The sequence below is a fragment of the Variovorax sp. UC74_104 genome, from assembly GCF_044055375.1.
GTDB lineage: Bacteria > Pseudomonadota > Gammaproteobacteria > Burkholderiales > Burkholderiaceae_C > Variovorax.
This window is the reverse complement of record NZ_CP171978.1, coordinates 800,072-813,681: the sequence shown is the minus strand read 5'-3', so window position 1 is coordinate 813,681 and position 13,610 is coordinate 800,072. Positions and strand designations below refer to the sequence as shown.

The 13,610-nt window shown below is 67.8% G+C and carries 9 protein-coding genes and 2 pseudogenes; 10 read left to right on the top strand and 1 reads right to left on the bottom strand.

Features of this window, described 5'->3' with window-relative positions:
* The first annotated feature begins 34 nt into the window (after positions 1-34).
* The 10 genes and pseudogenes from ACHMXA_RS03990 to ACHMXA_RS03945 all read left to right on the top strand — a co-directional run bounded on the left by ACHMXA_RS03990 (position 35) and on the right by ACHMXA_RS03945 (position 12,096).
* A pseudogene (locus ACHMXA_RS03990) lies at positions 35-1,581 on the top strand (benzoate-CoA ligase family protein).
* Between the two features lie 46 nt (positions 1,582-1,627).
* Complete coding sequence (locus ACHMXA_RS03985; RefSeq protein WP_395318649.1) at positions 1,628-2,431, top strand: alpha/beta fold hydrolase; 804 nt, start codon at positions 1,628-1,630, stop codon at positions 2,429-2,431.
* Positions 2,428-3,600 carry an ABC transporter substrate-binding protein gene (locus ACHMXA_RS03980; protein ID WP_395318647.1) on the top strand — a complete coding sequence of 391 codons (1,173 nt, stop codon included), beginning with the start codon at positions 2,428-2,430 and terminating at the stop codon, positions 3,598-3,600. The genes ACHMXA_RS03985 and ACHMXA_RS03980 overlap by 4 nt, the downstream gene beginning before the upstream one ends.
* Positions 3,601-3,746: 146 nt before the next feature.
* Positions 3,747-4,619, top strand: a complete 873-nt coding sequence (locus ACHMXA_RS03975) for a branched-chain amino acid ABC transporter permease (RefSeq protein ID WP_019653558.1) — start codon at positions 3,747-3,749, stop codon at positions 4,617-4,619.
* Complete coding sequence (locus ACHMXA_RS03970) at positions 4,616-5,575, top strand: branched-chain amino acid ABC transporter permease (protein ID WP_395318644.1); 960 nt, start codon at positions 4,616-4,618, stop codon at positions 5,573-5,575. Before ACHMXA_RS03975 ends, ACHMXA_RS03970 begins: the two co-directional genes overlap by 4 nt.
* A pseudogene (locus ACHMXA_RS03965) lies at positions 5,572-6,322 on the top strand (ABC transporter ATP-binding protein). Before ACHMXA_RS03970 ends, ACHMXA_RS03965 begins: the two are co-directional and overlap by 4 nt.
* Positions 6,323-6,409: 87 nt before the next feature.
* Positions 6,410-7,111, top strand: a complete 702-nt coding sequence (locus ACHMXA_RS03960; protein ID WP_395318642.1) for an ABC transporter ATP-binding protein — start codon at positions 6,410-6,412, stop codon at positions 7,109-7,111.
* Positions 7,112-7,119: 8 nt separating this feature from the next.
* On the top strand, positions 7,120-7,998 hold the full coding sequence (locus ACHMXA_RS03955) for a helix-turn-helix domain-containing protein (RefSeq protein ID WP_395318640.1): 879 nt from the start codon (positions 7,120-7,122) through the stop codon (positions 7,996-7,998).
* Between the two features lie 106 nt (positions 7,999-8,104).
* A complete protein-coding gene (locus ACHMXA_RS03950) occupies positions 8,105-9,985 on the top strand; it encodes a tannase/feruloyl esterase family alpha/beta hydrolase (RefSeq protein ID WP_395318638.1) in 1,881 nt (626 codons plus the stop codon).
* A 149-nt stretch (positions 9,986-10,134) separates the two neighbouring features.
* Positions 10,135-12,096 carry a sigma-54-dependent Fis family transcriptional regulator gene (locus tag ACHMXA_RS03945; RefSeq protein ID WP_395318636.1) on the top strand — a complete coding sequence of 654 codons (1,962 nt, stop codon included), beginning with the start codon at positions 10,135-10,137 and terminating at the stop codon, positions 12,094-12,096.
* A 119-nt stretch (positions 12,097-12,215) separates the two neighbouring features.
* Here ACHMXA_RS03945 and ACHMXA_RS03940 read toward each other — a convergent pair whose 3' ends face one another.
* On the bottom strand, positions 12,216-13,550 hold the full coding sequence (locus tag ACHMXA_RS03940) for a hypothetical protein (protein ID WP_395318634.1): 1,335 nt from the start codon (positions 13,548-13,550) through the stop codon (positions 12,216-12,218).
* Positions 13,551-13,610: the final 60 nt, after the last annotated feature.

Here is a 13,610-nt window from a genome sequence, read left to right as displayed (position 1 = left end):
AGCAAGAACACGCAAGGCTGAAGGAGACAAGACCATGACCCTGCCCCCACGATTCAACTTCGCCGGACACCTGTTCGAGCTCAACCGCGAACGCGCCGCGCGCACCGCCTACATCGACGACCGCGGCACGATGAGCTACGGCCAGCTCGAGGAGCGCTCGCGCCGCCTGGCCGCCGCGCTGCAGGCGGCCGGCATCCGGCGCGAGGAGCGCGTGCTGCTCTTGATGCTCGACGGCAACGACTGGCCCGTGAGCTTCCTCGGCAGCCTCTACGCGGGCGTGGTGCCGGTGGCGGTCAACACGCTGCTCACGCCCGACGACTACGCCTACATGCTCGACCACAGCCGCGCGCAGGCGGTGCTGGTCTCGGGCGCGCTGCTGCCCACGCTGCAGGAAGCGATGTCGCGCGGCGGGCACGAGGTGCGCACGTTGCTCGTGTCGCAGCCCGCCGGTGCACTGCCCGAAGGCGCGCAGGAGTTCGACGCCGCGCTCGCCGCCGTCGAGCCGCTGGCCTCGCCCGTGACCACCGCATCGGACGACCCGGGCTTCTGGCTGTATTCCTCCGGCTCCACCGGCAAGCCCAAGGGCACGGTCCACACGCACGCCAACCTGTGGTGGACCGCCGAGCTCTACGGCAAGCCGGTGCTCGGCCTCACCGAGGACGACGTCTGCTTCTCTGCCGCCAAGATGTACTTCGCGTACGGCCTGGGCAATGCGCTGACCTTCCCGCTCTCGGTGGGTGCCACCGTGGTGCTGATGGCCGAGCGCCCACGCCCGACGCCACCTTCCGCCGCTGGGTGGAACACAAACCGACCGTGTTCTTCGGCGCGCCCACCGGCTTCGCGGGCATGCTCGCATCGCCGAAGCTGCCCGCGCGCGAGGCGGTGGCACTGCGCATGTGCTCCTCGGCCGGCGAGGCGCTGCCCGGCGAGATCGCGCAGCGCTTCAAGCAGCACTTCGGCTGCGAGATCATCGACGGCATCGGCTCGACGGAGATGCTGCACATCTTCATCTCCAACCGGCCGGGCGACGTGCGCTACGGCACCACAGGCCGGCCGGTGGAAGGCTACGAGGTCGAGCTGCGCGGCGAGGACGGCCGCCCCGTGCCCGACGGCGAGGTGGGCGACCTCTACATCCGCGGCCCCAGCTCGGCGCTGATGTACTGGGCCAACCGCGAGAAGTCGCGCGAGACCTTCCAGGGCGGCTGGACCAAGAGCGGCGACAAGTACACCCGCGACGCCGACGGCTACTACACCTACGCCGGACGCAGCGACGACATGCTCAAGGTCAGCGGTATCTACGTCTCGCCCTTCGAGGTCGAGGCCACGCTGATGCAGCACCCGGCCGTGCTCGAGGCGGCGGTGATCGGCAAGGAAGACGCCGACGGCCTGACCAAGACCAAGGCCTTCGTCGTGCTGAAGGACGGCGGCGCGGCCACCGAGGACGAGCTCAAGGCCTTCGTGAAGGAGCGGCTGGCGCCGTACAAGTACCCGCGTTTTCTCGAATTCGTGGCCGAGCTGCCGAAGACGGCGACGGGGAAGATCCAGCGGTTCAGGTTGCGTGAGAAGGAAAGGCAGGCATGAAGCATTTGTCTTGTCCACTCTCCCTCTGGGAGAGGGCGCAACAGTCATGAGCACTGCCTTCGCCACCATCGATTGGCGCGGCCGCGAAATCCGCATCGAATGCCAGTGGATCGCCCCCGAGCGCATCGACGCCCCGCTCGTCGTCTTCCTGCACGAGGGCCTGGGCTCCGTCGCGATGTGGAAGGACTTCCCCGCGCGGCTGTGCGAAGCCGCCGGCGTGCGCGGCCTCGTGTTCTCGCGCCCCGGCTACGGCCGATCGACGCCGCGCACCGACGACGAGATCTGGGACGTCGACTTCATGCACCGCCAGGCGCACGAGGTGCTGCCCGCGCTCTTCGCCGCGCTCGGCCTCGGCGACCGGAAGCCCTGGCTCTTCGGCCACAGCGACGGCGGCTCGATCTCGCTGCTTTACGCCTCGCGCTTTCCGGACAAGGTTGCTGGCCTCGTCGTGCTGGCGCCGCACATCTTCGTGGAGGACGTGACGGTGGCGAACATCGAGAACGCGCGCACCGCCTACCTCGGCACCGACCTGCCGCAGAAGCTGGGCCGCTACCACGACAGCGCCGACTCGGCCTTCTGGGGCTGGAACCGCATCTGGCTGCACCCGCCATTCCGCGACTGGAACATCGAGCGCGAACTCGACGGAATCCGCTGCCCCGTGCTCGCCGTGCAGGGCATCGACGACGAGTACGGCACCCTCGCGCAGATCCGCGGCATCGCCGCGCGCGTCGGTGGTTGCGAGCTGCTCGAAATCCCTGAATGCGGGCATTCCCCGCATCGCGATCAGCCGGATCGTGTCATCGTCGCGGCCACTTCCTTCATCACCAAAAACAGGAGACAGACACCATGACAATCCGCACCGCCCGCCTGGCCCTCACGGCCATCGCCTTCGCCGCCCTCGCGTCGGCTGCAGGCGCGCAAGGCACAGGCAAGCTCAAGGTCGGCCTGATGCTGCCCTACAGCGGCACCTACACCGCACTGGGCGTGGCCATCGAGAACGGCTTCAAGCTCTACGTGGACGAGCAGGGCGGCAAGCTCGCCGGCCGCGAGATCGAGTACTTCAAGGTCGACGACGAGTCCGACCCGGCCAAGGCCACCGACAACGTCAACAAGCTCATCAAGCGCGACAACGTCGACGTGATCGTCGGCACGGTGCACTCGGGCGTGGCCATGGCCATGGCCAAGGCCGCCAAGGAAAGCGGCACCGTGCTGATCGTGCCCAATGCAGGCGCCGACGCCGTCACCGGCCCGATGTGCGCGCCCAACATCTTCCGCAGCTCGTTCAGCAACTGGCAGCCGGCCTACGCCATGGGCGAGGTGGCGGCAAAGCAGCAGGGCAAGAAGAAGGCGATGACCATCACCTGGAAGTACGCCGCGGGCGACGAGTCGGTCAACGGCTTCAAGGAAGGCTTCGAGAAGAACGGCGGCAAGGTCGACAAGCAGCTCACCCTGCCCTTTCCCAACGTGGAGTTCCAGGCGCTGTTGACCGAGATCGCGGCGGCCAAGCCCGATGCGGTGTACGCCTTCTTCGCCGGCGGCGGCGCGGTGAAGTTCGTCAAGGACTACCAGGCCGCAGGCCTCAACAAGACCATTCCGCTGTACGGCCCCGGCTTCCTGACCGACGGCACGCTCGACGCGCAGGGCGAATCGGCCCAGGGCATGCTCACCACGCTGCACTACGCCGACGGCCTGAACACCGCACGCGACAACGCCTTCCGCGTGGCGTACGCCAAGTCGTTCAAGCTGCAGCCCGACGTGTACGCCGTGCAAGGCTACGACGCGGCGCAGATGCTGGGTGTGGGCCTGAACGCGACCAAGGGCGACATCTCGAAGAAGGCCGAGTTCTCCGCCGCCATCGAGAAGGCGAAGATCGACAGCCCGCGCGGCGCGTTCACCGTGAGCAAGGCCCACAACCCGGTGCAGGACATCTACCTGCGCAAGGTGGAGGGCAAGGAGAACAAACTCGTGAGCACCGCGATCAAGGGTCTGGCCGACCCCGCCCGCGGCTGCAGGATGTAAATAGGTACGCCCCCAGGCTTCGCGCACTTCGTGTGCTGCGCCAACCCCCTTGCAGGGGGCGACACCTGCGGCCCGGCGAAGCCGGTTCCGCGGTGTCCCGCGAACTGCATCCCTCCTCAACGATCCCGCCCTGAGAGAACCTCCTCGTGGATTTCGGAACCTTTTTGGTCCAGTGCCTGAACTCGGTTCAGTACGGACTCCTTCTCTTCCTCGTGGCCTCGGGGCTGACGCTGATCTTCGGGATCATGGGCGTCATCAACCTTGCCCACGGGAGCTTCTACATGATCGGCGCGTACATGGCGTTCTCGCTCGCGCCGCTGTTCGGCGACCAGTTCCTGCTGATGCTGGTGGCCGGCGTGGTGCTGGCGGCCGTATTCGGCTACCTGCTCGAATGGGCCTTCTTCAGCTATCTCTACCAGCGCGACCACCTGCAGCAGGTGCTGATGACCTACGGCCTGATCCTGGTGTTCGAGGAGCTGCGCTCCATCCTCGTGGGCAACGACGTACACGGCGTGAAGGTGCCCGCGTGGCTCGACGGCAGCTTCGCGCTGGGCAGCGTGATGAGCTACCCGTGGTATCGGCTCTTCGCATCGGCCGCCTGCATCGTGCTGGCCGTGGGCCTGTACTGGGTGGTCAACCGCACGCGGCTGGGCATGATGATCCGCGCCGGCGCGAGCAACCGCGACATGGTGCGCGGCCTGGGGATCGACGTGAAGCGGCTCTACCGCATCGTGTTCGCCGCCGGCGTGGCGCTCGCGGCGCTGGCCGGCATGATCGCCGCGCCGATGTCTTCGGTGTATCCGAACATGGGTGCGAGCGTGCTCATCATCTGCTTCGTGCTGGTGGTGATCGGCGGCATCGGCTCGATCACCGGCGCGCTGGTGGCCTCGCTGCTGGTGGGCTTCGTCGACACCTTCGGCAAGGTGTTCTTCGCCGACCTTGCCGGCATCGGCATCTACCTGCTGATGGCCATCGTGCTGATCTGGAAGCCCGAGGGGCTGATGGGGAGGCGGCCATGACAGCCATGAAGCGCGGCGCATTCCTGCTGCCCGTGGCCTGCGCGGTCGCCATCGGCGTCGCCGGCCCGTTCATGGGCAACTACGCATCGGACTTCATCGTGAAGGTGATGATCCTCTCGATCTTCGCGCTGAGCCTGGAACTGCTGGTGGGCATGACCGGCCTCGTGAGCCTGGGCCACGCGGCGTTCTACGGCATCGGCGCATACGTCACCGTGCTGGCCTCGGGCAACGAGGGCGGCAACTTCGCGCTGCTGCTGCCGCTGTCCATGGGCGCGGCGGCGCTCTATGCGCTCTTCGTCGGCGCTTTAAGCCTGCGCACGCGCGGCGTGTACTTCATCATGGTGACGCTGGCCTTCGCGCAGATGGCCTTCTTCGTGTTCCACGACACCAAGGTCGGCGGCGGCAGCGACGGCATCTACATGTACGTGCGGCCCGCCATCGGCGCGCTCGACATGGAGAACCGCACGGTGCTGTTCTACGTGGTGCTGGCGTCGCTGGTGTTCACCTACGCGCTGCTGGCGCTCATCCGGCGCTCGCGCTTCGGCGCGGCGCTGGCGGGCATTCGCGTGAACGAGCAGCGCATGCGCGCGGCGGGGTTCGCGGTGTATGGCTACAAGCTCGCAGCCTTCGTGCTGGCCGGCGCGCTGGCCGGGCTCGCGGGCTTCCTGCTTGCCTCGCGCGACGGCGTGGTCAACCCGGAGCTGATGGCCTGGCACAACTCGGGCGAGGTGCTGCTGATGGTGATCCTCGGCGGCCTCGGCCACCTGCGCGGTGCGGTGATCGGCGCCATCGCGTTCACGCTGCTCAAGGAGATCTTCTCCACGCACGCGGTGATGGGCCCGCTGGCCGATCACTGGCAGCTGACGCTGGGGCTCACGATCATCGTGTTCGTGGCGCTGCTGCCGAAGGGGCTGATCGGCCTTGTGCAGCGCCTCTCTCCAAAGGGGGTTGCATGACGGCCGCTCTCCTTTCCGTCGAAAAACTCACCCGCCGCTTCGGCGGCCTCACCGCGGTCAACGCCGTCACGCTCGACCTGCACGTGGGCGAGGTGCACGCCGTGATCGGCACCAACGGCGCCGGCAAGTCGACGCTCATCAACATGCTCTCGGGCGAGATCGAGGCGAGCGAAGGCCGCATCGCGCTCGACGGCGTGGACATCACCGGCCGAGCGCAATGGAAGCGCGCGCGCGACGGCGTGGGCCGCAGCTACCAGCGCACGACCATCTTCCCGGAGTTCAGCGTGCACGAGAACTGCCGCCTCGCCGCGCAGGCCGCGAGGCCGAAGCCCTGGGCGATCTGGCAGTCCTCGCGCGGCTGCGCCACCAGCAGCGCATCGGCCGACGCGGCACTCGAAGCCGCCGGCCTCGCGCACGAGGCGCAGCGCATCGCCGGCACCATGAGCCACGGCGCGCAGCGCCAGCTCGAAGGTGGCGATGTGCCTGGCCACCAACCCGCGCGTGCTGCTGCTGGACGAGCCCCTCGCCGGCATGGGCGCCGAGGAGACCGACCGCATGCTCACGCTGCTCGCGCGGCTGAAGGCCACGCACGCGATCCTGCTGGTGGAGCACGACATGGACGCGGTCTTCCGCATCGCCGACCGCATCACCGTGATGGTGAACGGCGCGGTCATCGCGAGCGGCAACCCGGCCGAGATCCGCGAGAACCCCGAAGTGCGCACGGCCTATCTCGGAGAGGACCACTGATGCCCCCACGCTCATCACTTCGTGTATTCGCTGCCCCCCAAGGGGGCGCTGGCCTCCCTTGGGGCGGCCCGGCGGGAGACCACTGACATGCTGCTCGTGCGCGACCTCAACACCTACTACGGCAACAGCCACATCCTGCGCGGCGTGCATGCCGGCATTCCGGCGGCCACCTCCGTCGGCCTGCTCGGGCGCAACGGCATGGGCAAGACCACGCTGATCCGCACCATGATGGGCTACGTGCGCCCCGCGTCGGGCGAAGTGCAGGTCGACGGCCGCACCGTCACCGGCCTGCCGCCCGAGAAGATGGCGCGCCTTGGCATCGGCTACGTGCCCGAAGGGCGCGGCATCTTCCCCAACCTCTCGGTGCGCGAGAACCTCGTGATGAGCGAGCGAGCGGGCATCGACGGCCGCCGCGAATGGACCTTCGACCGCGTGATGGCCACCTTCCCCCGCCTGTCCGAGCGCCTCTCGCACGGCGGCCAGCAACTGTCGGGCGGCGAGCAGCAGATGCTCTCCATCGGCCGCGCGCTCATGACCAACCCGCGCCTCTTGATCCTCGACGAGGCCACCGAAGGCCTCGCACCGCTGATCGTGGCCGAGATCTGGCGCGTGATCGGCGAGATCCGCGCGACAGGCATCGCCACGCTGATCGTCGACCGCGACTACCGCAAGGTGCTCGCGAACACCGATCTCTCGGTGGTGATGGAAAAAGGGCAGATCGTGCGGCACGGCGCCTCGGCGGAGCTGCTGGCCGAGCCGCATGCGCTGGAGGAGCTGCTGGGCGTGTAGGCCACGCGATGACGCGCGAGATCAGCCTCCTCGACACATCGGGCAAGCCCCTGCCCTTCGACGGCAGGATGCTGATGAACGCGCAGGCCACTGCGTGGCAGGGCTTCGCGCTCGAGGTGCGCGCGATGTCGGGCGACGGCGAGAACCCCGCCTGCTACAACCCGCATCCGCTGATCGGCCTGTGCGTGCGCGGCCATGTGAAAGGCGCGATGACGCGGGGGCGGCGCCTGCATCCCTTCGAGTCGAACGCCGGCGGAATCTTCATCTTCGAACAAGGCTACGAGGTCGAGCGCGCGACCTGGACTGGCGAACTCACCGAGACCATCGTGCTGGAGATCCGCCCCGAGGCGCTGCGCAGCCTCATGCCCGAGGGCGACGGCGAGCTGCACCTGCAGACGCACCTGTCGACCACCGATGCGACGCTGTCGGCACTGGTCCTCGCCATGCGCGACGAGGTGGAGCGCGGCTGCAGCTCGGGCCGCCTCCACGCGCAGGGCCTGTCGATGGCGCTCGCGAGCTACCTGCAGAACCGCTACGGCGCCATCGGCAACACCCGGCGTCCGCGCGGACGGCTCTCGCAGAACGATCTTCGCAAGGTGTACGACTGGGTCATGCAGCATCTGTCCGAGGACTTCGGCATCGACGAACTCGCGGCCGAGCTGCACCTGAGCGCGGTGCATTTCACGCGGCTGTTCCGCGCCAGCACCGGCGCGACGCCGTACCGCTACGTAATGGAGCAGCGCGTGCGCCATGCGCTGTCGCTGCTGCGCGGCAACCAGTCGCTCGCAGAGATCGCGCAGGCCGTGGGCTTCTCGAGCCAGGCGCATTTCACGCAGGTGTTCCGCCAGCTGGTGGGCACCACGCCGGCGCGCGCGCGGCGCGGGTAAGTCCCGGTGGAGGGTGAAGGAATCCTGCAAGCGTTGATCGCATGTTGATATACCGCGGCGGGGGGCGCGGGCAAATTCATGTCTCTACATAACAGGAGACGAGAAGATGCCAACACCCACGCCAGCCCCCCGCGCGGCGACCGCCCTCTGTCTGAGCCTTGTCACCGCGGCCGCGCTCACCGCATGCGGCGGCAGCAGTTCGCCCGGCCCCGCCGTTCTGCCTTTGGTTCCCTCGCCGGCGCCACCCGCCGCCGCGCCGGTGGCGCTGGCCTGCGACGAAAGCCTGAAGACCGCGTTCAAGCCTGATGCCGACACCACCGTGACGGTGGTGAAGCAGTTCAGGAAAGGCGACGACCTGAACCTCGACGGCAAAGCCTCGGGCACGGTGGCAGCCAGCGACGTGTGCATGGTCAAGCTCAACGTGGGGCCGGGCCATGCGGGCCCGGCCGATGCGCCATCGACCTCGCCGGGCATCGGCATCGAGGTGTGGCTGCCTTCGCAGGCCTCGTGGAACAACCGCGTGCGAGTGCTCGGCGGCGGCGGCTTCGTCGGCGACGCAGGCATCAGCGCGAAGACGCAGATCGGCGGCGCCAATGCCGCCGCGATCGCGGCGGGCGAAGGCTCGGTGAGCGCGGTGACCGACGCGGGGCACGCTTCGAAGGCCCCGCTGCCTTCGGTCGACGGCTCGTTCGCGATGAACCCCGACGGCACCGTCAACACCACGCTGTGGACCGACTTCGCGAGCCGCGGCATCCACCAGATGGCAGTCAAGGCCAAGGCACTCGCCGCCGGCTTCTACCAGCGCGACGCGAAATACGCCTACTGGGACGGCTGCTCCACCGGCGGCCGCCAGGGCCACATGCAGGCGCAGGTGAACCCCGACGACTTCGACGGCATCCTGGCCGGCAACAGCGCGATCAATTGGACCAGCTTCATCACCGCCGAGCTCTATCCGCAGGTGGTGATTCAGCGCGACCTCGGCGGCACCCCGCTCACGCCGGACCAACTGGCGCTGGTGTCCTCGTCGGCGGTGAGCGCCTGCGACAGCGCGCTCACGGGCCAGCACGACGGCTTCATCAGCGACCCTGCCGCCTGCAAGTACGACCCCGCGCAGGACAAGACTGTGCTTTGCACCGCCAGCGGCGGCACCAACGCCACCGCCGCCTGCCTGAGCACCGCGCAGGCGCAGGCCGTCAACAAGATCTGGTACGGTCAGACGCGCGACGGCAGCGCGCCGGCGCCCGCGGGCGACAACGGCTACGGCGCCACGCTGGCGTCGAACCAGCTCTGGTACGGCCTCACGCGCGGCACCGCGCTCAACAGCCCCGGCGCGCCGGGCTTCTCGCTCGCCGACTCGGTGGCCGGCGTGCCCATGCCCTTCCACATCGCCGCGCACCAGGTGGCTCTGAACCTGCAGGACCCGACGATCGCCACGCCGGACTTCATCAACGCCACGGGCAACGGCGCGGACAAGTGGAAGGACCTGTCTTACGCGCAGCTCGCCAACGCGAGCGACCGCGGCAAGGCACTGCAGTCCGCGTTCGCGAACATCAACGCCGACAACCCCGACCTCGCACGTTTCCGCGACCGCGGTGCCAAGCTGCTGACCTACCACGGGCTGGCCGACCAGCTCATCCCCAACTCGGGCACGTCCAACTACTACGAGCGCGCGGCCAAGGCGATGGGCGGCATCGATGCACTGCAGAAGTTCTACCGCTACGTGGAGATTCCCGCGATGGGCCACTGCGCGGGCGTGGGCTCCGTCAACGGCCTGGCCGGCACCAGCCCCGCGGCCGACCCACCGCTGCCGGCGCAGAACCAGCTGTTCACGGCGCTGATCGACTGGGTCGAGAAAGGCATCGCGCCCGACGGCATGGTGATGCAGAACGCCGGCAAGTCGCTCGCGCGGCCGCTGTGCACCTATCCGAAGAAGATCGCGTACCTCGGCGGCGACGTGAGCAAGGCCGAGAGCTTCGCCTGCCGCTGAGGGAACCGGCGGCACACTCTGTTGCAAAGCACGAAGGTGGTCTTCGGACTTCACCGGGTTTCACCTCTGTGCTGCGACAGTGCGACAGCCGAATGATGGTCGGCTCCACGGCCCCGCGTGGCCGTGCCCACCCATTCGCGAGGCTGCGCATGACGTCCCTGCAATCGCGTCACATCGACAACGTCTACTCCATCGCCACCGGCACCGCGCTGGTGGCCGATCCGGCGCAGAGCCTGGTCCACAAGTCGTGGGCGCGGTGCGTGCGCGACCATGGGCTCGATCCGTCGAAGCCGACGCCGGCGCGCATCCTGCCGGCGCAGGAGGTGCGCGCGCACCAGCAGCAGCTCGAACATTTCCTGCGCGCCGCGCGCGCGGGCATGGAAGACATCTACCGCCGCGTGGCCGACCTGGGCTACATGGTGCTGCTGACCGACGCCGAAGGCATCACCGTCGACTACATCGGCAACCCCGCGTGGGACGACCAGCTGCGCAAGGCCGGCCTCTACCTGGGCGCGGACTGGAACGAGGCGCACGCGGGCACCTGCGGCGTGGGCACCTGCCTGGTCGAGCGCCAGCCGATGACCTGCCACCAGACCGAGCACTTCGACGCCACGCACATCGCGCTGACCTGCACCACCGCGCCGCTGTTCGACCACAGCGACAAGCTCACGGCCATCCTCGATGTTTCGGCGCTGCGCTCGCCCGAGGCCAGGGAGAGCCAGCATCTCGTGCGGCACCTGGTGGCCATCTACGCGCGGATGATCGAGGACGCCGACTTCCTGCGCAGCTTCCGCGGCCACTGGATCCTGCGGCTGGGCAGTGCCTTCGGCCTCGTCGACGTGGCGGGCGAAGTGATGCTGGCCTTCGACGAGGGCGGCACGGTGGTGGGCGCAAACGGCGGCGCGCGGCAGGCCTTTGCAGGGCGTGCGCTGGGCGGCGCGATATCCGAATGGCTGCACATGCCGATGGATGCGATCTGGCGCATCGGCAACGGCGGCGCGTCGGCGATGCCCTTCGCGCACACAGTGCTGTTGCCGGGCGGCGGCGAGTACCACGCGTCGCTACTGGCGCCGCGCGTGCGCAGGCCTGCGATGACGACGGGAACGGCTGCTGCGGCCGCCGCGCCGGCATCGCCATCGGCACGCCCGGGCGATCGACTGCCGCCGCTGGAACGTATCGCGGGCGACGATCCGCAGATGCAGAAGCTGCTCGCGCAGGCACGCCGGCTGGTGGACCGCGGCATCCACGTGCTGGTCGAGGGCGAGACCGGCAGCGGCAAAGAGGTACTGGCCCGCGCGCTGCACGGCGCGAGCAGCCGCGCGGCGATGCCCTTCGTGGCGGTGAACTGCGCGGCCATTCCCGATTCGCTGATCGAGAGCGAGCTGTTCGGCTACACGCCCGGCAGCTTCACCGGCGGCCGCGCCAAGGGCATGAAAGGCCTGATCGCGCAGGCCGACCGCGGCACGCTGTTCCTCGACGAGATCGGCGACATGCCGATGGCGCTGCAGACGCGGCTGCTGCGCGTGCTCTCCGAAGGCGAGGTGCTGCCGCTGGGCGCAGAGTCGCCGCAGCGCGTGGACATCGCGGTGGTGGCGGCCACGCACCGGCACTTGCCCGGGCTGGTGGCCTCGGGGCGCTTTCGCGAGGACCTCTACTACCGACTGTGCGGCGCGGTGCTGAAGCTGCCGCCGCTGCGCGAGCGCGGCGACATGCGCTACCTGATCGAGGGCATGTTCAACGAGGAGGCCGCGGCGATGTCTTCGCCGGCACGCTTGTCGGAAGAGGCGATGCAGAGGCTGCTGGCGCACGACTGGCCAGGGAATCTGCGAGAGCTGCGCAATGTGCTGAGGCTCGCGCTGGCGCTGTGCAGCGGGGCAAGCGTGGGCGCGCAGGATCTGCAATTGCAGCCGCTCGCGGAAATCGCAGCCTGTAACAAGGAGCGCATCGAAGAGCCCGGCGAAGATCCCGCCGCCGAGGCCGACCGGATGATCGACACGCTGAAGCGCCATCGCTGGCATGTCGCTCGCGCGGCCGATGAACTCGGCATGAGCCGCGCGACTGCCTACCGGCACATGAAGCGGCTGGGCATCGTGGCGCCGCGCCGCGGATAGCGGACGGAAGTCTCGATCCGCAGCGGTACGAAGCTTGGCGCAACGCCTCACATCCGGTGCAACAGCGAGGCGAGAAGCCCGCTACGCCCGCGACAGCGTACGGGTCTTCAATCGACCGATCAGTTTTCTCTATAGACGAAACCCATATGCAAGAAGCCAGCCTTTGGCGAAGGACTGCGCCCGCCGATCAGCAACTCGAGTCGCTTCGAGCGCATGGCGAAGTAGAGATCCGCGCCGGACTCTGCTGCTCGCATGCCAGGTGGAGACGAAGAACCAAGGCTGCTCAGTGTGAGAGTGGAGATCGGATTGGCAAGCTGATAGCCCGCCGGGGAAACGATCACCATATCCAACGTACCGTTCGTGGACCATGCCAGGCTGCTGAAAGCGTTGAAGTCGGCAGCCGCGGGCACGCCGATGGCAAGAACCTGATTGCCATTGGCAGGCGATGTGCCCGCGCTGAGGTAGATCTTGTCGCCTTCGACATTGGCGATTGCAAATTTTCCAAGCAATGTTCCGTCAGTCGGGTCTTTCAGCCGCCACATGCCCGCCTCCGTGTCTGCTTCGACCTTGCTGGTGACCAGCTTGGCTGTGGGGCAAAGCTCGATCCGATAAATGATCTGGTCGACGCACTGCTTCATCACAGTTCCGCCGCCCGAAATCTGGATCTGTGCGATGGCCGATTCGCCGCCGGAGGCCGAGACTTCGATGCGAGCTCGGTCGTAGGTGCCGTCCAATTTGCTTTGTGTCAGGACCAGCGCCCGAGTGGCGAAAAAGGCGGATTCGGCATATGACACTGGCGCAGAGAACGGTTTTGCGAAAGGAAAGCCGCCAACGATGCTGTCACCCGAGATCCATAGCGAGGACGCATTGGTGACGGTCATTCGACTGCTCTGAATCTGCCAGTTGGCGTCGGCCGGCGTCGTGAGCGGCGTCATCGTTCCCGACGTCGTGTCGCCCGCTGCGTCAGTCAGGCTATAGGTTGCATTGTCGAGATCGAGGCTGAGTTTCTGACGCGAGCCGTTGCCCGCGAAGACCATGTATTCACCGTTGCCGTACGTGCCCGTCTTGACGGTGAAGTTCAGTTCCTTCGAGCGATTCTCCGACGCATTGGCCACGAGCTTGTAGCTGCCGGTCGCCGACTTGCTCGAATTAGCAAAGCGTGAAACCCATTGCGTTGCGGTGGTATCGACATCGGTACGGGTCGTGCCGGTGCTTTGAGAACTGCCGAGCCATGCCGCGCTATCGCTCGCCTTGACCACCACCAACTGGCCTGGCACGACGACGTAGTTGCCCGAACCGTCCGGGCTGGCCGCGCTGCCGCCGATCTCGACGGTGAGCTTCAACTCTGGCGCAGCCGGCGTTTGCGGTGCCGGCGCTGGAGCCGGCGCAACCGCGATCGGCAGCAGCGGGAAGCCGCCCCCCTCCTCCTCCCCCACCACCGCCGCAACCGGCAAGACCAACCACCATGGCCGCGGTGAACGCGGTGCCAATGCTTCTCCTCATCTCTCTGTCCC